The organism is Curtobacterium sp. MCLR17_051 (assembly GCF_003234395.1).
Lineage (GTDB): Bacteria > Actinomycetota > Actinomycetes > Actinomycetales > Microbacteriaceae > Curtobacterium > Curtobacterium flaccumfaciens.
Genome location: NZ_QKTA01000004.1, coordinates 85460 through 104399, shown reverse-complemented (window position 1 = coordinate 104399; position 18940 = coordinate 85460). Strand labels below are relative to the sequence as shown.

Here is an 18940-nt window from a genome sequence, read left to right as displayed (position 1 = left end):
ACGTGGAACGCGGAGCCACTGGCGGCCGGATGACCCGGCCCGAGCCGCAGCGTCAGTCAACTGTAGCCCGGAAGACGCGGGTGGTCTCGTCGACCACACCTTCTCCGAGCTCGAGCACCTCGACATCAGAGAGGCGCTTCCGAAGGATGACCTTGCGGGCCTTCTCGATCTCTTCGTCGACCCGCGCACCCTTCATCAGGATGAGCTGGCCGCCGGAGCGAACCAGCGGCACGGTGAGAGGGATGAGCTTCGACAGGGCACTGACGGCGCGTGCGGTGACCTGGTCGACCACGACGTCGTCCGCTACGTCCTCAGCACGGCCACGGAGCACCGTGACGTTCTGCAGGCCGAGCCGATCAGACTCACTGCGAAGCCAATCCGTCCGGCGCTCCATCGGCTCGATGAGGACGAACTCAACGTCCGGACGGGCGATCGCGAGCACGAGACCCGGCAATCCTGCACCTGAACCGACGTCGGCAACGCGACCCCGGGCCTCCAGGAGGGGTGCGAGCAACGCAGAATTGAGGATGTGTCGCGTCCAAAGGCGGGGCAGCTCGAGCGGTCCGATCAGGCCCAGCTCCTCACCCCGCCGCGCAAGCTCGTTGGTGAACGAGCGCGCAACCTCGATCTGGTCACCGAAGAGTGCTGCAGCCGCCGCGGGCTCAGCCTCGAGCACCGGTGCTGCCTCGGTCGGGACGGGTGCGTCCGTCATCGGGTGACGACCGTGTGGCGGTCCCGACCCTCACCCTCGGACTCCGAGTGGAAGCCCTTCTCAGCGACCAGGTCGTGCACGAGCTTGCGTTCGTACGACGACATCGGGGGGAGCGCAGCCGACGACGAACCGGCTTCGATGCGCTCGACAGCCGTGTCCACGAGCCGCTGGAGCTCGTCAGCACGGGCGTCCCGCGAGCCACCGACGTCGAGGATGAGCCGGCTGAACTCGCCGGTCTCGGCCTGCACGGCGATCCGGGTGAGCTCCTGCAGCGCCGTCACGGTGTCGGGCTTCGACAGCACGCGGAGTGCCTCGCCGTCATCGGTGACGGACAGGTACACCCGACCGGCGCGTTCCTCGATCTCGATGTCGCCGTCGAGGTCGCAGATGTCGAGGAGTTCCTCGATGTAGTCCGCTGCGATGTCCGCCTCGTCGCGGGCGTCCTCGGTCTCGGTCTCCGTCGTCTCGACGGCGCCTGCGGTGTCCTGCTCGGTCACTTACTTCTTCCCGTTCTTCTTCTGGCGCTGCTTGCCGACCGGCTGCTGACGCTGGGTGGTGACGCGCACGGGCTCGATCTCCGTCGCACCGGCGCCGGCACCGGCCTCGGCCAGGACCGGGGTGGCGGTGCCGCGACGCTGTGCCTTCTTGGCCAGGCGGGCTTCACGAGCCAGAGCGGCTTCGGAGCCGGGGGTCGGCATGCTGCGGATGACGAAGTACTGCTGCGCCATCGTCCAGAGGTTCGAGGCCAGCCAGTAGAACATGACGCCGAGGGGGAAGCTCAGACCCGAGATCACGAAGACCAGCGGGAGGATGTACAGCATCATCTTCTGCTGGCGGTACATCGGAGACTCCTTGGTCTCCGGCGACATGTTCTTGGCGACGAGCTGCAGCTGCGTGATGAACTGCGACGCCGTCATCACGACGATCATGAAGCCCGCGATCGCACGGACCTCCCACCCGGAGGCGTTCGTGAACGTCTCGTGCAGGGGCGCACCGAACAGGGCCGCGTTGCCGAACGACGCCGCGAGGTCGTTCGTCAGCAGGCCGATGCCCTTCTGGTTGATCTGGGCCTCGTGCAGCACCGAGTACAGCGAGAAGAAGATCGGCATCTGCAGCAGCAGCGGCAGGCAGGAGCTGAGCGGGTTGGTCCCGGTCTCCTTGTAGAGCGCCATCGTCTCGCGGCTCATGGCCTCACGCGAGAACTGGTCCTTCTTGCCCTTGTACTTGTCCTGGATCTTCTTCAGCTGCGGCGCGACCTCGAGCATGCGGCGCTGCGACTTGATCTGCCGGACGAAGATCGGGATCAGCGCTGCGCGCACCACGAACGTCAGGAAGATGATCGAGAGCACCCACGTGATGCCCTCATTCGGGTCCATGCCGATGTTCTCGAAGATCCAGTGGAAGCCGACGAGGATGGCCGAGACCACCCATTTGAGCGGCCAGAGGACGAATCCGATGATGTCCATGGGGACGGCTACGCCTTTCGAGTGCGCTGGGGGAGCAGGACCGGCCGGGCCGTTCCGACCGCGGGGTGCGGCTGCTGCGGGATCGGCGCGAGGACGAACCCGAACCGGTTGACGACGAACGGGTGACGGCGTTCCTTGACGTCGTCGATGCCACCAGCAGCCCAGGGGTTGCAACGGGCGATGCGCCAGGCGCCCATGGCGGATCCGCGGACGACGCCGTACTGCTGGATCGCGTCGAGGGCGTACCGAGAGCACGACGGGTGGTAGCGGCAGACGTTGCCGTACAGCGGGGAGATCACCGCACGGTAGGCCCGGAGCACGACGACGCACGCGTTGCGTGGGAGCAACGCGATGACCCAGGCAAGCCGGGTCCACAGAGTGCGGTTCATGCTGCCTTCTCCACCCCGCGCGCGAAGGAGCGCGTGACGTCTTCGAGCAGGGTAGGCCATCCGGCCTGCGATGCGGCTGGCAGTACACGGACCACCACGTCGAAGCCCTGGGGGTTCTCGGCGAGCAGGTCGTGCGCGATCGCCTTGAGCCGCCGCCTGATCAGGTTCCGGGTCACGGCGTTCCCCACCGTCTTCGCGACGATGAAGCCGAACCGCGTCGGTCCGTTGCGGTCGACCGGCTGACGGACCACGGACACGACGACGTGCGCCGTGGCGCTCTTGCGACCACGACGCACGACGTTCCGGTAGTCATCCCCGCGCACGATGCGGTTGGCGCTGGCCAACACTGCGACGCCGGGGTCAGACCGAGGACCGGATCAGGCGATGAGCCTGATCAGGCCGAGAGCTCGGTACGGCCCTTGGCGCGACGCGCCGACAGGATGGCGCGGCCGGCACGCGTCCGCATGCGGAGGCGGAAGCCGTGCTTCTTGGCGCGGCGGCGGTTGTTCGGCTGGAAGGTGCGCTTGCTCATGATGTTCTCCACACGGCTGCTCGCGGCGAGCCGTCACGTATGTGTAGCCGTCCGGGTGTCGAACGACGCAGATGGGCGCGACCAAAGGGCCGCAGTCAACTGGTTAACGGTACGTGACAGCGGCGAGCAGGTCAAACCCCGCCCGGACCGGTTGCGTCGGTGCCGTCGGTTCTGCCGCTGCTCGAGCCCATTCTCCACATTGGGGACAACTTCCGTTCGGTGGGACTCGGTCCGGTCCTTTACAGTGGTGTGATCGATCGCCCCGATGGCCGGTACGACAGGGAAGTACTCCTGTCGGACGGCTCGAGGTGGTCGTGGACAACACTGTGGACAACCCTGTGGGAACCTCCGCGGCAACGAGGCGTCGACGAAGCCCCCGGAGCCACCGACGATCCGCCGGCGACGACCTGGTCCCGAGTGCGGTCGCCGAGGACGCCACGGCATGTCCGACCCCGCAGGACGCACCCTCGTCCGACAGCGAACGCACGACACGACCCCTGGAGACGAGCGCGACATGACGATGCCGGCCGACCCCGTCGAGGACCTCTGGTCATCCGTACTCGGACTCCTCGCCGAGGACCCCCGCATCACGCCGCAGCTCCACGGGTTCCTGAACCTGGTCGAGCCGAAGGGCGTGCTCGCCGGCACCCTGTACCTCGAGGTCCCGAACGACCTGACCCGGGGCATGCTCGAACAGCGCATCAGGATCCCGATCACCGAGGCGGTCGGTCGCATCGGTGACGACTCGGTCGCGAACTTCGCGATCACGGTCAACCCCGACATGGCGTCGGAGCCGCGGGTGGACCCGAACGTCCCCGAGTACGCCGAGCCCGTGCAGGAAGCCGTCGAGCAGAGTGCCGCTCCGCGCCAGTACATCGAGGCGCCGTTCGTCCCGAGCCAGATCGACTCTCCCGGCACCAGCGGTCGGCCCGAGTCGCGACTCAACCCGAAGTACAACTTCGACAACTTCGTCATCGGGTCGTCGAACCGGTTCGCCCACGCCGCAGCGGTCGCCGTGGCCGAGGCACCGGCCAAGGCCTACAACCCGCTCTTCATCTACGGGGACTCCGGGCTGGGCAAGACCCACCTGCTCCACGCCATCGGGCACTACGCCGAGAGCCTCTACCCGGGGATCCGCGTCCGGTACGTGTCGAGCGAGGAGTTCACCAACGACTTCATCAACTCGATCGCGAACAACCGCTCGAACCAGTTCCAGCAGCGGTACCGCGACATCGACATCCTGCTGATCGACGACATCCAGTTCCTGCAGGGGAAGGACTCCACGCAGGAGGCCTTCTTCCACACGTTCAACACGCTGCACGACCACAACAAGCAGGTCGTCATCACGTCCGACGTCGCGCCGAAGCACCTGACCGGGTTCGAGGACCGGATGCGATCGCGCTTCGAGTGGGGCCTGATCACCGACGTGCAGGCGCCCGAGCTCGAGACGCGCATCGCGATCCTCCGCAAGAAGGCACAGTCCGACCACCTGCAGGTGCCCGACGACATCCTCGAGTTCATGGCGTCGAAGGTGTCGAGCAACATCCGCGAGCTCGAGGGCACCCTGATCCGGGTCACCGCGTTCGCGAGCCTGAACCGGACGGCCGTGGACATGGCCCTGGTGCAGACGGTCCTCAAGGACCTGATCACCCTCGACGAGGACAACGTCGTCGCGCCGACCGACATCATCAACCACACCGCGGAGTACTTCAAGCTCTCCGTCGACGACCTGTACGGGTCGTCCCGCTCCCAGGCGATCGCCACGGCACGACAGATCGCGATGTACCTGTGCCGTGAGCTGACGAGCCTGTCCCTGCCCAAGATCGGGCAGCTGTTCGGCAACCGCGACCACACCACGGTGATGTACGCGAACAAGAAGATCACCGAGCTGATGAAGGAGCGTCGGTCGATCTACAACCAGGTCACCGAGCTCACCAGCCGCATCAAGCAGGACCGCCGTTACCGCTGAGATCGGCCCGTTCCCGGCCCCATCCACCATCTGAGACGGTTCCATGGGCCGGACTTCTCACAGTGTGGATAGCCTGTGGATAACTGTGGAGGACACGCCGCCCGGTTGTACACAGGTGGGGGGTCGCCTGTGGAGACTGGGGATGGAAGTGGATAGATGAGATTCATTCATCCCGTTAACGCTCACACACCGCTCACAAGTCACAAGCGTGTAGTTCCCTACTGCGGAGCGGGATGCACAGGGTTATCCACAGTGTGCACAGGCGTTAACACCATTACTCCTGGTTAACGATCAATCTCCGCGGGACAACCTTGTGGACGGCGGGATGACAAGAAATCCGGCCCCCGTCCGCCTGTGCCAGAATGGGGCGGCCGGACAGTCCAAGCCGATCGACAGGGGTTCCAGCTGTGAAGTTCGAGGTCAACCGGGACGTCTTCTCCGAAGCCGTCTCCTTCGCAGTGAAGCTCCTCCCGCAGCGCACGACCCTCCCGATCCTGTCGGGCGTCCTGATCCACGCCGACGGAGATCGTCTGACGCTCTCGTCGTTCGACTACGAGGTGTCGGCACAGACGTCCATCTCGGCCCAGATCGACGAGCCGGGCACGGTCCTGGTCTCCGGTCGACTGCTGAACGACATCGCGAGCCGGCTGCCGAACGCCCCCGTGTCGTTCACCACCGAGGACGCCAAGATCTCCGTCTCCTGCGGATCGGCGCACTTCACGCTGCTGTCCATGCCCGTCGAGGAGTACCCGACGCTGCCGGAGATCGGCCCGCAGACCGGTGTGATCCCCGGCGACGCGTTCTCCGAAGCGGTGTCCCAGGTCGCCGTCGCCGCCAGCCGCGACGACGTCACCCCCGTCATCACGGGCGTGCAGCTCGAGGTCGGCGACAACGACCTCTCCCTCATCGCCACGGACCGCTACCGCGTCGCCGTCCGCACCATCGCGTGGGACTCCGGCCGAGTCGGCTCGGACCCCCTGCACGCACTGGTCCCGGCCCGCACCCTGCAGGAGGTCGGCCGCACGTTCGGTTCGGCGTCCACGGTGTCGGTCTCGATCAGCGGCAACTCCGACCGCGAGCTCATCGCGTTCCACGCCGACGACAAGACCGTGACGTCGTTGCTCATCAAGGGCAACTACCCGCCGGTCCGGCGGCTCTTCCCCGAGACCGTCAACGACCACGCAGTGATCAACACCGCGGAGCTCGTCGAGGCGGTCCGACGGGTCTCCCTCGTCCTGGAGCGCGAAGCGGCGCTCCGGTTCTCCTTCACGGTCGACGGGCTCACGCTCGAGGCGATCGGATCCGAACAAGCGCAGGCGTCAGAGTCGATCAGTGCGTTGTTGACCGGCGAGGAAACGGTGGTCTCGTTGAAGCCCGCCTTCCTCCTGGACGGGCTGAACGCGGTGCACTCCGAGTTCGTCCGCATCTCCTTCACCAAGACGGAGAACCCCAACAAGCCGGGCCCGGTGCTGATCACCGGCCAGACTTCGCAAGAGGCCGCAGCGACCGATGGATACCGGTACCTGCTGCAGCCGAACCTGCTGCTGCGATAGGCGCAACAGGCAACCTGCGCTGGCGCACACCACCGGCAGCATCAGCGCGACGACGAACAGAAGAGGAAATCATGCACATCGGTCTTGTCGGCCTTGGTCGCATGGGCAACAACATGCGTGCCCGTCTCCGCAACGCAGGGATCGAGGTCACCGGGTACGACGCCAACCCCGCCGTCTCGGACGTCGCCGACCTCGGCGCCCTCGCCGCTGCCCTCCCGGAGGGCAAGCGTCTCGTGTGGGTCATGGTCCCGCACGGCAAGATCACCGACGACGTGATCACCGACCTGGCCGGTGTCCTCGGCGAGGGCGACCTGGTCATCGACGGTGGCAACTCGAAGTGGCTGGACGACACCACGCACGCCGAGCAGCTCGCTGCGCGCGGCATCCGCTACATGGACGCCGGCGTCTCCGGTGGTGTCTGGGGCAAGGACAACGGCTACGGCCTCATGGTCGGCGGTGACGCCGCGGACGTCGAGTTCGCGATGCCCGTGTTCGACGCGCTGCGTCCCGAGGGTCCCCGTGAAGAGGGCTTCTCGCACGCCGGCCCGATCGGCGCCGGCCACTACGCGAAGATGGTCCACAACGGCATCGAGTACGCGATCATGCAGGCGTACGGCGAGGGCTACGAGCTCCTCGAGGCCAAGGACCTGATCACCGACGTCCCCGCCGTGTTCGCCGGCTGGCAGCGCGGAACGGTCGTCCGTTCCTGGCTGCTCGACCTGATGGTGCTCGCGCTGAACGAGGACCCGAAGCTCGACGAGCTCGAGGGCTACGTCGAGGACTCGGGTGAGGGCCGCTGGACGCTCGAAGAGGGCATCGAGCTCGCGGTGCCGATGCCGGCGCTCTCGGCGTCGATCTTCGCGCGCTTCGTCTCGCGTCAGGGCAGCGCCTCGCCGACGATGAAGGCCGTCGCGGCGCTCCGCAACCAGTTCGGCGGTCACGCCGTCAAGAAGTCCTAGGACTTCCCGGGGGAACCCGGACTCGGCCCGCGTGCACGTCGACCATCTCCAACTGACCGACTTCCGGAACTACCGGGAGGCGGACGTCGACCTCGCACGCGGGCCGAACCTGTTCGTCGGACGCAACGGACAGGGCAAGACCAACCTGGTCGAGGCGATCGGCTACCTCTCCACCCTCGGCTCGCACCGCGTCCCCACCGACGCAGCGCTCGTCCGTCAGGGATGTGACGCCGCGATCGTCCGGGCCCGACTCGCGCACGAGGACCGCAGCATCCTCGCCGAGGTGCAGATCAACCGCACCGGTGCGAACCGTGCGCAGGTCAACCGGTCGGCGATCAAGCCGCGGGAGCTTCCGCGCTACTGCACGAGTGTGCTCTTCGCCCCGGAGGACCTCGCCCTCGTGCGGGGCGAGCCGGCTGGGCGACGCCGGATGCTCGACGAGCTGCTCGGCCAGATCGCACCGCGGATGCAGGGCGTGCTCGCCGACTACGACCGCACGCTCCGGCAGCGGAACACCCTGCTCAAGTCGGCCCGTGCCACCGGCGCGAAGGCGAACGCCCTGTCGACGCTCGACGTCTGGGACGACCGGCTCGTCGGACTCGGCGCCGAGATCGTCGCGGCGCGTGACCACCTGACCCGGCGGCTCGCACCCTTCGTGGCGGAGGCCTACGCGACCGTCGCCGGCGAGCACCACGACGCCTCGATCACCGGCGTCCTGTCGATCCGCGGTGGTGACCCCGAGTCCGCGGCGGCGACCGACCCCGTGCTCGGGACCCCCGACGAGCCCGTCACGGTCGCGTCGGCTGCCGAAGCGTTCGCGGCTGCCCTCGAGCGTCGTCGCCGTGACGAACTCGACCGCGGGCTCACCCTCGTGGGGCCGCACCGGGACGACGTTCTGTTCCAGCTCAACGGGTTACCAGCCCGCGGGTACGCGAGTCACGGCGAATCCTGGTCCTTCGCGCTGGCCATCCAGCTCGCGAGCGCCTCGATCCTGCGCGCCGAGTCGAACCTGGGCGACCCGATCATCATCCTCGACGACGTCTTCGCCGAACTCGACGAATCGCGGCGGGAACGGCTGGCGAACGCCGTCGCCGACTACGAGCAGGTGCTCATCACGGCCGCGGTCTTCGGTGACGTGCCCGGGAAGCTGGCGGCGCACACCGTGCGGATCGAGGCGGGCACGATCGTGACCGACGAGACGGACGCGACCCGGGCCTCCAGTCCGGCGACGGACGCGACGGACGCGACGAACGGGACCGACGCGATCGACGCGACGGACGAGACGGACGCGACCGTCGCGGACAGCAACACGGACCCGACCGAAGCCGAAGCCTGATGCCGAAGCCCCGCAAGCCCACCGAACCCTCGCAGGTCTACCGCCACCTGCGCGCGGTGTTCGGCGACCCGTCCAAGCGCGGCACCGATGCCCGCCGCCGCCGTGCCCGCGAGTTCGACGCCGACACCGTGCCGTACGGGCGCGGCCGCGAGCCGAAGGGCCTCGCGGACATCGTCGGTTCGCTCGCCCAGGAACTCGGTTGGACGGAACCCCTCGCCCGCTCTGAGCTCTTCGTGGACTGGCCGAGCGTCGTCGGCGAGGAGCTGGCGAAGCACTCCCGACCGGTGACCATCGAGGACGGCGCACTCGTCATCCGGTGCGACTCGACGGCCTGGGCGACCCAGCTCCGACTGATGCGTGCGACGGTCACGACGACCATCGCGGAACGGCACCCCGAAGCCGGGGTCGAGTCGATCAGGGTTTCCGGCCCGGACGCCCCCACGTGGAAACGCGGCCCCAGGACGGTCCAGGGGCGCGGTCCTCGCGACACCTACGGTTGAGGCGACGAAATCATCCTGGAGTGCCAGAAAAGCCCGTCTGCGGGGCAGATGAGCCCTCGAAAGAGGGGGCTCTGCGGTAGACTGGGAGGTGCAGTGCGCGGGCGTTCCGCGCGCAGGCAGGAGCACGCTCGACATGGCAGCAGAATCTGAAGACGACCGGCAGAACCCGCTCGGCGCGGAGACCCCGCAGAGCGAACCGTCCTACGGCGCAGACCAGATTCAGGTGCTCGAGGGGCTCGAGGCCGTCCGCAAGCGCCCGGGTATGTACATCGGTTCGACCGGCCCTCGCGGCCTGCACCACCTGGTCCAGGAGATCGTCGACAACTCCGTCGACGAAGCCCTCGCCGGGTACTGCGACACCATCGACGTGAGCATCCGTGAAGACGGTGGCGTCCGCGTCGTCGACAACGGCCGTGGCATCCCGGTCGACGTCCACGCGGCCGAGGGGGTCTCGACCCTGCAGGTCGTCCTCACCGTCCTGCACGCCGGCGGCAAGTTCGGCGGTGGCGGCTACGCCGTCTCCGGTGGTCTGCACGGCGTCGGTTCGTCGGTCGTGAACGCGCTGAGCTCCGAGCTCGACGTCGAGGTCCGTCGCCAGGGCCACGTCTGGCGCCAGAGCTACACCGACGGTGTGCCTGTCGCGCCCGTCTCCAAGGACGAAGAGACCGACGAGACCGGCACGACGATCACGTTCTGGCCGAACGCCGAGATCTTCGAGTCCGTCGTCTTCGACTACGAGACCCTGCGCACCCGGTTCCAGCAGATGGCCTTCCTGAACAAGGGCCTGCGGATCAACCTCCGCGACGAGCGCGCCCCGGAAGAAGGGGAAGAGGCCCGCAACGACACCTTCATGTACGAGCGTGGTCTCGCCGACTACGTCGAGTACATCAACGCGCAGAAGAAGGCCGACCTCGTCCACCCGGACGTCATCGGCTTCGAGTCCGAGGACCCGGAGCGCAAGATCGCGCTCGAGGTCGCGATGCAGTGGAACACCTCGTACCAGGAGAGCGTCCACACCTTCGCGAACACGATCAACACGCACGAGGGCGGCACCCACGAAGAGGGCTTCCGTGCCGCGCTCACGACCCTCGTCAACCGCTACGCGCGCGAGACGAAGATCATCAAGGAGAAGGACGACAACCTCACGGGTGACGACATCCGCGAAGGGCTGACGGCCGTCATCTCCGTGAAGCTCGGCGAGCCGCAGTTCGAGGGGCAGACGAAGACCAAGCTCGGCAACACCGAGGCGAAGTCGTTCGTGCAGCGCGTCGTCGGCACCGAGCTGACCCACTGGTTCGAGAGCAACCCGACGCAGGCACGCGACGTCGTCCGCAAGGCGATCCAGGCGTCGCAGGCGCGGCTCGCCGCCCGCAAGGCGCGCGAGACCACCCGCCGCAAGGGGCTGCTCGAGTCGGGCGGCATGCCCGGCAAGCTCAAGGACTGCCAGTCGAAGGACCCGACGGTGTCGGAGATCTTCATGGTCGAGGGTGACTCCGCCGGCGGTTCCGCCGTGCAGGGCCGCAACCCGATGACCCAGGCGATCCTGCCCCTGCGCGGCAAGATCCTGAACGTCGAGAAGGCCCGGCTCGACCGCGCCCTCGCCAACCAGGAGATCCAGTCGATGATCACGGCGTTCGGTGCCGGCATCGGTGAGGACTTCGACCCGGACAAGGCCCGGTACCACAAGATCGTGCTGATGGCCGATGCCGACGTCGACGGCCAGCACATCACCACGCTGCTGCTCACGCTGCTCTTCCGCTACATGCGTCCGCTCATCGAGCACGGCTACGTGTACCTCGCGCAGCCGCCGCTGTACCGCCTGAAGTGGTCGAACTCGGCGCACGAGTACGTCTTCAGCGACCGGGAGCGCGACGCCCTGATGCAGGCCGGCCTCGCAGCCGGCAAGCGCATCCCGAAGGACAACGGGATCCAGCGCTACAAGGGCCTCGGCGAGATGGACTACAAGGAGCTCTGGGACACCACGATGAACCCGGACACCCGCACGCTCCTGCAGGTCACGCTGGAGGACGCGGCTGCGGTCGACAGCACCTTCTCGACCCTGATGGGTGAGGACGTCGACGCACGGCGCCAGTTCATCCAGCAGAACGCCAAGGACGTCCGCTTCCTCGACATCTAACGGCCAGGAGGCGCGGCGTGAGCCGCGTCGACCAGTCCTGACCACCTGTGGTCGCGCCCGGCGCGACCAACGGAACCACAGCCTCCAGGCTGTCCAGAAAGGGAACGAAGCCACATGGCTGACGACAACGAGAACGGCGCCGACGAGCAGCCCGAGATCGTCCACGGCGACAGCGGGGACATCGTCGTCTCCGGTGACCGCATCTCGCAGGTCGACCTGCAGCTCGAGATGCAGCGCTCGTACCTCGACTACGCGATGTCGGTCATCGTCGGTCGTGCCCTGCCGGAGGTCCGCGACGGCCTGAAGCCGGTGCACCGCCGTGTGATCTACGCGATGTTCGACGGCGGTTACCGTCCGGACCGTGCGTTCTCGAAGTGCTCCCGCGTCGTCGGTGACGTCATGGGCCAGTTCCACCCGCACGGTGACTCGGCGATCTACGACGCCCTCGTCCGCCTGGTGCAGCCGTGGTCGCTCCGGTACCCGCTCGCGCTCGGCCAGGGCAACTTCGGTTCGCCCGGCAACGACGGCGCGGCCGCCCCGCGGTACACCGAGACGAAGATGGCGCCGCTCGCGCTCGAGATGGTCCGCGACATCGACGAGGACACCGTCGACTTCCAGGACAACTACGACGGCCGCACGCAGGAGCCGGCGATCCTGCCGGCCCGGTTCCCGAACCTGCTCGTCAACGGCTCCGTCGGCATCGCGGTCGGCATGGCCACGAACATCCCGCCGCACAACCTGCGCGAGGTCGCCGAGGGTGCAAAGTGGGCGCTCGACAACCCCGACGCCACCCGCGAAGAGCTGCTCGCCGCGCTCATGCAGCGCATCAAGGGACCGGACTTCCCGACCGGTGCGCAGGTGCTCGGCACCAAGGGCATCCAGGACGCCTACCGCACCGGCCGTGGCTCGATCACGATGCGTGCCGTGGTGTCGGTGGAGGAGATCCAGGGTCGCACCTGCCTCGTCGTCACCGAGCTGCCGTACCAGGTCAACCCCGACAACCTGGCGATCAAGATCGCCGAGCTGGTCAAGGACGGCAAGCTCGCCGGTGTCGCCGACATCCGTGACGAGACCTCCGGCCGCACCGGGCAGCGCCTGGTGATCGTGCTGAAGCGTGACGCCGTCGCCAAGGTCGTGCTGAACAACCTGTACAAGCACACCCAGTTGCAGGAGAACTTCGGCGCGAACATGCTCGCGATCGTCGACGGGGTGCCCCGTACCCTGCCGCTCGACGGCTTCATCTCGGCATGGGTCGCCCACCAGGTCGACGTCATCGTCCGCCGCACGCAGTTCCGGCTGCGTGAGGCCGAGAAGCGCGCCCACATCCTGCGCGGCTACCTGGCTGCGCTCGACGCCCTCGACGAGGTCATCGCGCTCATCCGCCGCTCGCCCGACGTCGAAGAGGCCCGCACCGGCCTGATGGACCTGCTGTCCGTCGACGAGATCCAGGCGCGCGCGATCCTCGAGCTGCAGCTCCGTCGTCTCGCCGCCCTCGAGCGTCAGAAGATCCACGACGAGGCCGAAGAGCTCGAGCGCAAGATCGCCGACTTCCAGGACATCCTCGGATCCGAGAGCCGCCAGCGCTCGATCATCCGCGACGAGCTGAGCGAGATCGTCGACCGCTTCGGCGACGACCGCCGTACCGAGATCATGTTCGGCTACGACGGCGACATGTCGATGGAAGACCTGATCCCCGAAGAGGAGATGGTCGTCACCATCACCCGCGGTGGCTACGTCAAGCGCACGCGCAGCGACCAGTACCGCTCGCAGCACCGTGGCGGTCGAGGTGTCCGTGGGGCCCAGCTCCGCGCCGACGACATCGTCGAGCACTTCTTCGTCACGACGACGCACCACTGGCTCCTGTTCCTCACCGACCAGGGCCGGGTCTACCGCGCCAAGGCGTACGAGCTGCAGGAGGCCGGCCGCGACGCGAAGGGCCAGCACGTCGCGAACCTGCTCGCGATGCAGCCCGACGAGCAGATCCAGCAGGTGCTCGACATCCGCGACTACGAGGTGGCGCAGTACCTCGTCCTCGCGACCGAGCACGGTCTGGTCAAGAAGACCGCGCTCACCGAGTACGACACGAACCGCACCGGCGGCATCATCGCGATCAACCTGCGCGACGGTGACAAGCTCCGCCAGGCGCTGCTCGTCGACGAGCACGACGACCTGCTCCTGGTGTCCCGCCAGGGCATGTCGCTCCGGTTCACGGCGACGAACGACACCCTGCGTCCGATGGGTCGCTCGACCTCGGGTGTGAAGGGCATGTCCTTCCGCGACGGCGACTCGCTGCTCGCGGCCCGGGTCGTCTCCGACGACGGCTTCGTCTGGGTGATGACCGAGGGTGGCTACGCCAAGCGCACCGCGGTCGACCAGTACCGGGTGCAGGGCCGTGGTGGTCTGGGCATCAAGGTGGCCAAGTTGGCGCTCGACCGAGGCGATCTTGTGGGCGCTCTCATCGTCGGCGAGGACGACGAGGTGCTCGTCGTGCTGCAATCGGGCAAGGTGGTAAGGTCTGCCGTGGCCGAGGTCCCTGCCAAGGGCCGTGACACGATGGGCGTCGTCTTCGCGAGGTTCGCGGAGAACGACCGGATCATCGCGGTGGCCCGGAACACCGAGCGGAACCTGGACGACCAGGACGACGCCGAGATCGAGCCCGCGGGCCCGGTGGAGACGGTCAGCCCAGCCGAAGCGGCCCCGGATTCCACTGATCCCATCGACACCGAGCCCGTCGCAGACGAGGCCGGAGAGGACCAGTCAAGCAATGAGTAGTGTCGCCGAGAAGCTCCAGAAGAAGGCGAAGCGACCCGTCGGCACCCGCCAGGTGCGGTTGCGACTGGTCTACGTCGACTTCTGGTCGATGGTGAAGCTGAGCTTCCTCATCGCCCTGGCCGGCAGCATCGTGATCGTGGTCGCCACGGCACTGGTGTGGGTCATCCTCAACCAGACGGGTGTGTTCACCCAGGTCGACGCCCTGTTGAAGGACGTCACCGGGCAGAACAGTTACTCGATCATGGACCAGTTCTCGCTGGGCCAGGTCCTCGGGTTCTCCATCGTCGTGGGCATCCTCAACGTGGTCGTCGGCACCGTGCTCGGCGCCATCGTGAGCGTGCTCTACAACCTCAGTGTTCGGATCACGGGCGGTCTGCTCGTGGGCTTCACGAACAACTGACACACCCGGGCCGGATGGGCCCACTGCTCGATTTCGTTCCGGCGGGATCGTACGGTAGGCTTTCATCCGGTCTGAGGGGCTATAGCTCAGGCGGTTAGAGCGCTTCGCTGATAACGAAGAGGTCCAAGGTTCAAGTCCTTGTAGCCCCACCAGTTCTCCGGAACAGCACGACAATTCCATCCCGTCGCCGATCACCTCGGTGGCACTCGGGGCCTTAGCTCAGTTGGTAGAGCGCCTGCTTTGCAAGCAGGATGTCGGGAGTTCGATTCTCCCAGGCTCCACTCGCATCAGCCCCTGGTTGCCGACTCCGTCGTCTGCCCAGGGGCTTCGTTCTGTGCCCATGCGCGCCGCCGCCCCTGCGGCGCGGTCGTCGCGGGCGGCGCGGTCGTCGTGGGCGGCTCGGTCGGCCAATCTGCCTGCGGCCGGCATCTTCTCGAGTGGTCGCGACATGCCGTGTGCGGTTCGCCGAGGTGGTTGGAACTGTCGTCTGCGGGTCCTCCAGACGACAGGTTGCGACCTTTCGGCGGCGTCCCCGGGGCGCGTCGCGTGAGCGCATGGCGGACGGGAGGCGCGGGGCCAGGCCGGTGCGGGCCTCCAGGTCCGTGGATGGGCGCGTTCAGAGCAGGCGGCCGGCCCGTGCACTCAGCGTGTGCCCGGAGAACGACGAAGGGCCCCGGCAGCAGCCGGGGCCCTTCGTACGAACCGGGAGGTCAGGCGGCGGGCTTCTCCGCCGTGTCAGCGTCGTCGGCGACCCAGAGGTCGTCGTCGGCGCGGAGCGTCTGGTACGCGGCGTACGCAGCACCGGCGACGGCGACGACGCCGACGATGATGAGTGCGACTCCGCCGAAGCCGAGACCCTTCTTCTGCTGCGACGGGACGTACTTCGCGGCAGCCTTCTTCGCGCTCTTGCTCTTCTTCTGCGCGTTCTTCACGATCTTCTTGACCCGGGGGTCCTTCGCGAGGTCGGTCACGCTCAGCACCGAGCCAGCGGTCGAGACGAGTCCGGGGACCACCTCGGACTGGAACTTGTGCGAAGCGCTCTGCGCTGCCGAGGTGGCAGCGTGCACGCCGGTGGCGAACGCGGGACGGATCCCGTTGTCGATCGCGTTCTGCACGCGGGGTGCGATGTCCTTGCGAGCTGCGTCCGCGGCGTTCGACCGGGCCTCAGCCAGGATCGCGTTCGCGTGCTCGAGGACCTTGCGCTGCTCGCCGAGGAGCGAGGCGGTCTGGCCCTTGAGCTTCTTGATCTGCTTCCGACGCTTTCGCGGGATCTCGATCGTCGTCATCTGGTACCTCCATCGGATCGGCGTGACCCCATCCTGCCACCACACTGCCTGACAGGTCACGGAACCGCAGCTGTGCAATCCGTCCGCGGTCAGGAGTGCATGCGAGAATCGGAACATGTCTCTGCACACCGCTGTCGCAACGATCCACACCAACAAGGGCGACATCCGCGTCAACCTGTTCGGCAACCACGCACCGAAGACCGTCAAGAACTTCGTCGACCTCGCCACGGGCCAGCAGGAGTGGACCCACCCCGGCACGGGCAAGGTCTCGACCGACAAGCTCTACGACGGCGTGATCTTCCACCGCATCATCAAGGACTTCATGATCCAGGGCGGCGACCCGCTCGGCCAGGGCATCGGTGGCCCCGGGTACCGCTTCGACGACGAGATCTCCCCGGAGCTCACGTTCCAGAACCCCTACATCTTCGCCATGGCGAACGCCGGCATCCAGGGCGGCCGCGGCACCAACGGCTCGCAGTTCTTCATCACCACGGTGGCGACGCCGTGGCTGCAGGGCAAGCACACCATCTTCGGTGAGGTCGCCGACGACGAGTCTCGCGCGGTCGTCGACGCGATCGAGGGCGTCCCGACCGACGGTCGTGACAAGCCCGTCGAGGACGTCGTCATCCAGAGCATCGACGTCGAAGGCGTCTGACCAGCACGTGACCGACCAGGCGTACAACCCGAACAACACCTGCTACCGGCATCCGGGCCGGCAGAGCTTCGTGCTCTGCCAGCGCTGTGGGCGGACGATCTGCCCGGAGTGCCAGACGCCGGCGGCGGTCGGGGTGCACTGCCCGGAGTGCGTGCGTGAACAGCGCGCACAGTTCGCAGCGAACCGCCGAGCGTCCGGAGCCCCCAGCGGGTTCACGGTCGCTCGGCGGCGCTTCGCCATGCTCGACCAGAAGGGCACCACCGTCATCGTGGCGATCACGGTGGCGATCTGGTTGCTCGACCAGGTCAGCGGGCGGTTCTTCACGAGCTTGCTCGCCTACAACTCGTTCCTGCTGCCGACGCAGCCCTGGCGTGTGGTGACCTCGCTGTTCGTGCACTCGGGCATCTTCCACATCCTGTTCAACATGTGGGCGCTCTGGATCTTCGGTCGCATGCTCGAGAACATGCTCGGCACCTGGCGGTTCGTGGCGCTGTACTTCATCACGGGGATCTTCGGGTCCATGCTCGTCACCTTCCTGGCGCCGGGGACGACCGTGCTGGGTGCTTCGGGTGCAATATTCGGGCTGTTCGCCGCGTTCTTCGTGCTGCAGCGCAGCCTGGGGAACAACGCCGTGCAGCTCCTCGTGCTCATGGGGCTGAACCTGGTCATCGGGTTCCTGCCCGGCGTCAACATCTCGTGGCAGGCGCACGTGGGCGGGATCATCGGCGGCTTCCTGATGGGCTTCGTCTTCGCACAGACGCGCAACATCCGGAAGCGTCCGCTGCAGATCGCGCTGATCATCGGCGCGGCGGTGCTCGGCATCGCGCTCACCGCTGTCGGGTACGCGGTCACGATCGGCTGACGCGGCCACAACGCTCCCCGAACGCCCCGTCGCACTGCGGCGGGGCGTTCGTCGTTCCCAGGGCTGTCCGTATCCTGCTCGTCCACAGCTGTCCACAGCGGCACTGGGAGTTATCCACAGGTGTGGAAAAGACGGTGAGTTACACCAGTGTGATTATCCCCACTGTGGAATCGGTTGTGGATAACTCCGGGGTCAGGATGTGGATGACGGTGTGGAGAGTGGGGAAAAGTGTGGAGAACGGCGGGATCCTCGAGGATGTGCGTTCCAGGAGCGCTCGAGCTTGTGGAGAACGACGACGCCCGCCGCACCTTGCGGTGCGACGGGCGTCGGGAGAACAGCGGGCTGGGGGTCAGCGCCAGCGGGTGGTCATGAGGAAGCCGACGAACATGATGCCGAAGCCGACGACGATGTTCCACGAGCCGAGGCTCGGAACCGGCAGCGTGGCGTTCGAGATGTAGAAGACGATCACCCACACCAGACCGATGAGCATGAAGCCGAACATGACCGGCTTGAACCACACCGGGTTCGGGGCATCCCCCGCGGTGTCGACCGAGTCAGCTCGGGTCGTCCGGGCGGGCTTGGTGCGGTCCTTGTCCTTGGCCATGGCCGGTATCCTACCGTGACCACGTGTGTGGATCGGCCCGCGGACCGCCGCACACATCCCCCACGAGTACGGTGAACCGCCATGACCAGGATCCTCGTCGTCGACAACTACGACAGCTTCGTCTACACGCTCAACGGGTACGTGCAGCAGCTCGGCGCCGAGACCGACGTCGTGCGCAACGATGCCTTCCCCGAGTCCGAGATCGCCGACCGCATCGCCGAGTACGACGGCGTGCTCCTGTCGCCCGGTCCGGGAACACCGGCGGCTGCCGGCGTCTCGATCCCCACGGTGCACGCGGCCATCGCCGCCGAGACCCCGCTGCTCGGTGTCTGCCTGGGGCACCAGGCCATCGCGGAGGCGCTCGGCGCCACGGTCACGCACGCCGAGGAGCTCATGCACGGCAAGACCTCCGAGGTCGACCACGACGACAGCGCGCTCTTCGCCGGCGTCCCGCACCCCTTCACGGCCACGCGGTACCACTCGCTCGCGATCGTCGACGGCACCGTCCCCGACGAGCTCACCGTGACCGCGCGGACCGAGGGCGGGGTCATCATGGGCGTCCAGCACCGCGCGCACCCCGTGTTCGGCGTGCAGTTCCACCCCGAGTCGGTCCTGACCGAGGGCGGGTACCGCATGGTCGGCAACTGGCTCGAGACCACCGGGCTGTCGGGAGCCGCCGAACGCGCCGCCGACCTCGGGCCGCTCATCGCGACGCACCGCGCCTGACGAACGGCCATGGCGGCAGACGCCGTCGTGTCATCGAGACGCCGCCGGATCCGGCGGCGTCTCGCGCGTTCCGGGGCGTCTT

General features: G+C 67.3%; 19 protein-coding genes and 2 tRNA genes. 13 read left to right on the top strand and 8 right to left on the bottom strand.

Annotation, left to right across the window (positions count from 1 at the left end; all coding sequences use genetic code 11):
* Positions 1-52: 52 nt before the first annotated feature.
* Genes rsmG through rpmH form a run of 6 tightly spaced genes read right to left on the bottom strand, consistent with a single transcriptional unit; the run spans position 53 to position 3099 of the window.
* Positions 53-712 (bottom strand): 16S rRNA (guanine(527)-N(7))-methyltransferase RsmG, encoded by a 660-nt coding sequence (gene rsmG, locus DEJ06_RS05785; protein WP_071404128.1) that lies wholly within the window; start codon positions 710-712, stop codon positions 53-55.
* Positions 709-1209, bottom strand: coding sequence for a R3H domain-containing nucleic acid-binding protein (locus tag DEJ06_RS05780; RefSeq protein WP_110863687.1), 501 nt, complete (start codon positions 1207-1209; stop codon positions 709-711). The genes rsmG and DEJ06_RS05780 overlap by 4 nt, the downstream gene beginning before the upstream one ends.
* Positions 1210-2178 (bottom strand): membrane protein insertase YidC, encoded by a 969-nt coding sequence (yidC, locus tag DEJ06_RS05775; RefSeq protein WP_111038690.1) that lies wholly within the window; start codon positions 2176-2178, stop codon positions 1210-1212.
* An 8-nt stretch (positions 2179-2186) separates the two neighbouring features.
* A complete protein-coding gene (gene yidD, locus DEJ06_RS05770; RefSeq protein ID WP_017887819.1) occupies positions 2187-2567 on the bottom strand; it encodes a membrane protein insertion efficiency factor YidD in 381 nt (126 codons plus the stop codon).
* Positions 2564-2914, bottom strand: a complete 351-nt coding sequence (rnpA, locus tag DEJ06_RS05765; protein WP_111038689.1) for a ribonuclease P protein component — start codon at positions 2912-2914, stop codon at positions 2564-2566. The genes yidD and rnpA overlap by 4 nt, the downstream gene beginning before the upstream one ends.
* Before the next feature lie 47 nt (positions 2915-2961).
* Positions 2962-3099, bottom strand: a complete 138-nt coding sequence (gene rpmH / locus DEJ06_RS05760; protein ID WP_022889115.1) for a 50S ribosomal protein L34 — start codon at positions 3097-3099, stop codon at positions 2962-2964.
* Between the two features lie 514 nt (positions 3100-3613).
* On the opposite strand from rpmH, the gene dnaA reads away from it, so the two are divergent.
* The 10 genes from dnaA to DEJ06_RS05710 all read left to right on the top strand — a co-directional run bounded on the left by dnaA (position 3614) and on the right by DEJ06_RS05710 (position 15006).
* Positions 3614-5068: a chromosomal replication initiator protein DnaA gene (gene dnaA, locus DEJ06_RS05755; RefSeq protein WP_071404155.1), complete on the top strand. Its 1455-nt coding sequence runs from the start codon at positions 3614-3616 to the stop codon at positions 5066-5068.
* A 407-nt stretch (positions 5069-5475) separates the two neighbouring features.
* Positions 5476-6621, top strand: coding sequence for a DNA polymerase III subunit beta (gene dnaN / locus DEJ06_RS05750; RefSeq protein WP_027466916.1), 1146 nt, complete (start codon positions 5476-5478; stop codon positions 6619-6621).
* 71 nt (positions 6622-6692) lie between these two features.
* Positions 6693-7580, top strand: coding sequence for a phosphogluconate dehydrogenase (NAD(+)-dependent, decarboxylating) (gnd, locus tag DEJ06_RS05745; protein WP_110863683.1), 888 nt, complete (start codon positions 6693-6695; stop codon positions 7578-7580).
* A 31-nt stretch (positions 7581-7611) separates the two neighbouring features.
* Positions 7612-8916: a DNA replication/repair protein RecF gene (gene recF / locus DEJ06_RS05740; RefSeq protein ID WP_111038688.1), complete on the top strand. Its 1305-nt coding sequence runs from the start codon at positions 7612-7614 to the stop codon at positions 8914-8916.
* Positions 8916-9416: a DUF721 domain-containing protein gene (locus tag DEJ06_RS05735; protein ID WP_027466919.1), complete on the top strand. Its 501-nt coding sequence runs from the start codon at positions 8916-8918 to the stop codon at positions 9414-9416. Before recF ends, DEJ06_RS05735 begins: the two co-directional genes overlap by 1 nt.
* A 133-nt stretch (positions 9417-9549) precedes the next feature.
* Complete coding sequence (gene gyrB, locus DEJ06_RS05730; protein WP_071404134.1) at positions 9550-11553, top strand: DNA topoisomerase (ATP-hydrolyzing) subunit B; 2004 nt, start codon at positions 9550-9552, stop codon at positions 11551-11553.
* Between the two features lie 114 nt (positions 11554-11667).
* Positions 11668-14325, top strand: a complete 2658-nt coding sequence (gene gyrA / locus DEJ06_RS05725) for a DNA gyrase subunit A (RefSeq protein ID WP_071404135.1) — start codon at positions 11668-11670, stop codon at positions 14323-14325.
* Positions 14318-14725, top strand: coding sequence for a DUF3566 domain-containing protein (locus DEJ06_RS05720; protein WP_027466922.1), 408 nt, complete (start codon positions 14318-14320; stop codon positions 14723-14725). Before gyrA ends, DEJ06_RS05720 begins: the two co-directional genes overlap by 8 nt.
* A gap of 75 nt (positions 14726-14800) precedes the next feature.
* Positions 14801-14877 (top strand) — tRNA-Ile (locus DEJ06_RS05715).
* Positions 14878-14933: 56 nt separating this feature from the next.
* Positions 14934-15006 (top strand) — tRNA-Ala (locus DEJ06_RS05710).
* Between the two features lie 429 nt (positions 15007-15435).
* Here DEJ06_RS05710 and DEJ06_RS05705 read toward each other — a convergent pair.
* Positions 15436-16011 carry a hypothetical protein gene (locus DEJ06_RS05705; RefSeq protein ID WP_051597033.1) on the bottom strand — a complete coding sequence of 192 codons (576 nt, stop codon included), beginning with the start codon at positions 16009-16011 and terminating at the stop codon, positions 15436-15438.
* Positions 16012-16126: 115 nt separating this feature from the next.
* On the opposite strand from DEJ06_RS05705, the gene DEJ06_RS05700 reads away from it, so the two are divergent.
* Both DEJ06_RS05700 and DEJ06_RS05695 read left to right on the top strand, forming a co-directional pair.
* Positions 16127-16666 (top strand): peptidylprolyl isomerase, encoded by a 540-nt coding sequence (locus DEJ06_RS05700; protein WP_027466924.1) that lies wholly within the window; start codon positions 16127-16129, stop codon positions 16664-16666.
* A 7-nt stretch (positions 16667-16673) separates the two neighbouring features.
* Positions 16674-17528, top strand: a complete 855-nt coding sequence (locus DEJ06_RS05695) for a rhomboid family intramembrane serine protease (RefSeq protein ID WP_111038687.1) — start codon at positions 16674-16676, stop codon at positions 17526-17528.
* A gap of 349 nt (positions 17529-17877) precedes the next feature.
* Here the strand turns inward: DEJ06_RS05695 and DEJ06_RS05690 are convergent, their stop codons facing one another.
* Complete coding sequence (locus DEJ06_RS05690; RefSeq protein ID WP_071404137.1) at positions 17878-18132, bottom strand: cell division protein CrgA; 255 nt, start codon at positions 18130-18132, stop codon at positions 17878-17880.
* 81 nt (positions 18133-18213) lie between these two features.
* On the opposite strand from DEJ06_RS05690, the gene DEJ06_RS05685 reads away from it, so the two are divergent.
* A complete protein-coding gene (locus tag DEJ06_RS05685) occupies positions 18214-18858 on the top strand; it encodes an aminodeoxychorismate/anthranilate synthase component II (protein WP_111022494.1) in 645 nt (214 codons plus the stop codon).
* The last annotated feature ends 82 nt before the right edge of the window (positions 18859-18940 follow it).

Bases quoted from the DNA above. Each gene is read 5' to 3' on its own strand.
- DEJ06_RS05720 (WP_027466922.1), top strand. From the start codon at position 14,318: ATGAGTAGTGTCGCCGAGAAGCTCCAGAAGAAGGCGAAGCGACCCGTC.
- DEJ06_RS05690 (WP_071404137.1), bottom strand. From the start codon at position 18,132: ATGGCCAAGGACAAGGACCGCACCAAGCCCGCCCGGACGACCCGAGCT.
- DEJ06_RS05685 (WP_111022494.1), top strand. From the start codon at position 18,214: ATGACCAGGATCCTCGTCGTCGACAACTACGACAGCTTCGTCTACACG.
- yidC (WP_111038690.1), bottom strand. From the start codon at position 2,178: ATGGACATCATCGGATTCGTCCTCTGGCCGCTCAAATGGGTGGTCTCG.
- gnd (WP_110863683.1), top strand. From the start codon at position 6,693: ATGCACATCGGTCTTGTCGGCCTTGGTCGCATGGGCAACAACATGCGT.
- rsmG (WP_071404128.1), bottom strand. From the start codon at position 712: ATGACGGACGCACCCGTCCCGACCGAGGCAGCACCGGTGCTCGAGGCT.
- gyrA (WP_071404135.1), top strand. From the start codon at position 11,668: ATGGCTGACGACAACGAGAACGGCGCCGACGAGCAGCCCGAGATCGTC.
- dnaA (WP_071404155.1), top strand. From the start codon at position 3,614: ATGACGATGCCGGCCGACCCCGTCGAGGACCTCTGGTCATCCGTACTC.
- rpmH (WP_022889115.1), bottom strand. From the start codon at position 3,099: ATGAGCAAGCGCACCTTCCAGCCGAACAACCGCCGCCGCGCCAAGAAG.
- DEJ06_RS05700 (WP_027466924.1), top strand. From the start codon at position 16,127: ATGTCTCTGCACACCGCTGTCGCAACGATCCACACCAACAAGGGCGAC.
- gyrB (WP_071404134.1), top strand. From the start codon at position 9,550: ATGGCAGCAGAATCTGAAGACGACCGGCAGAACCCGCTCGGCGCGGAG.
- DEJ06_RS05735 (WP_027466919.1), top strand. From the start codon at position 8,916: ATGCCGAAGCCCCGCAAGCCCACCGAACCCTCGCAGGTCTACCGCCAC.
- yidD (WP_017887819.1), bottom strand. From the start codon at position 2,567: ATGAACCGCACTCTGTGGACCCGGCTTGCCTGGGTCATCGCGTTGCTC.
- DEJ06_RS05705 (WP_051597033.1), bottom strand. From the start codon at position 16,011: ATGACGACGATCGAGATCCCGCGAAAGCGTCGGAAGCAGATCAAGAAG.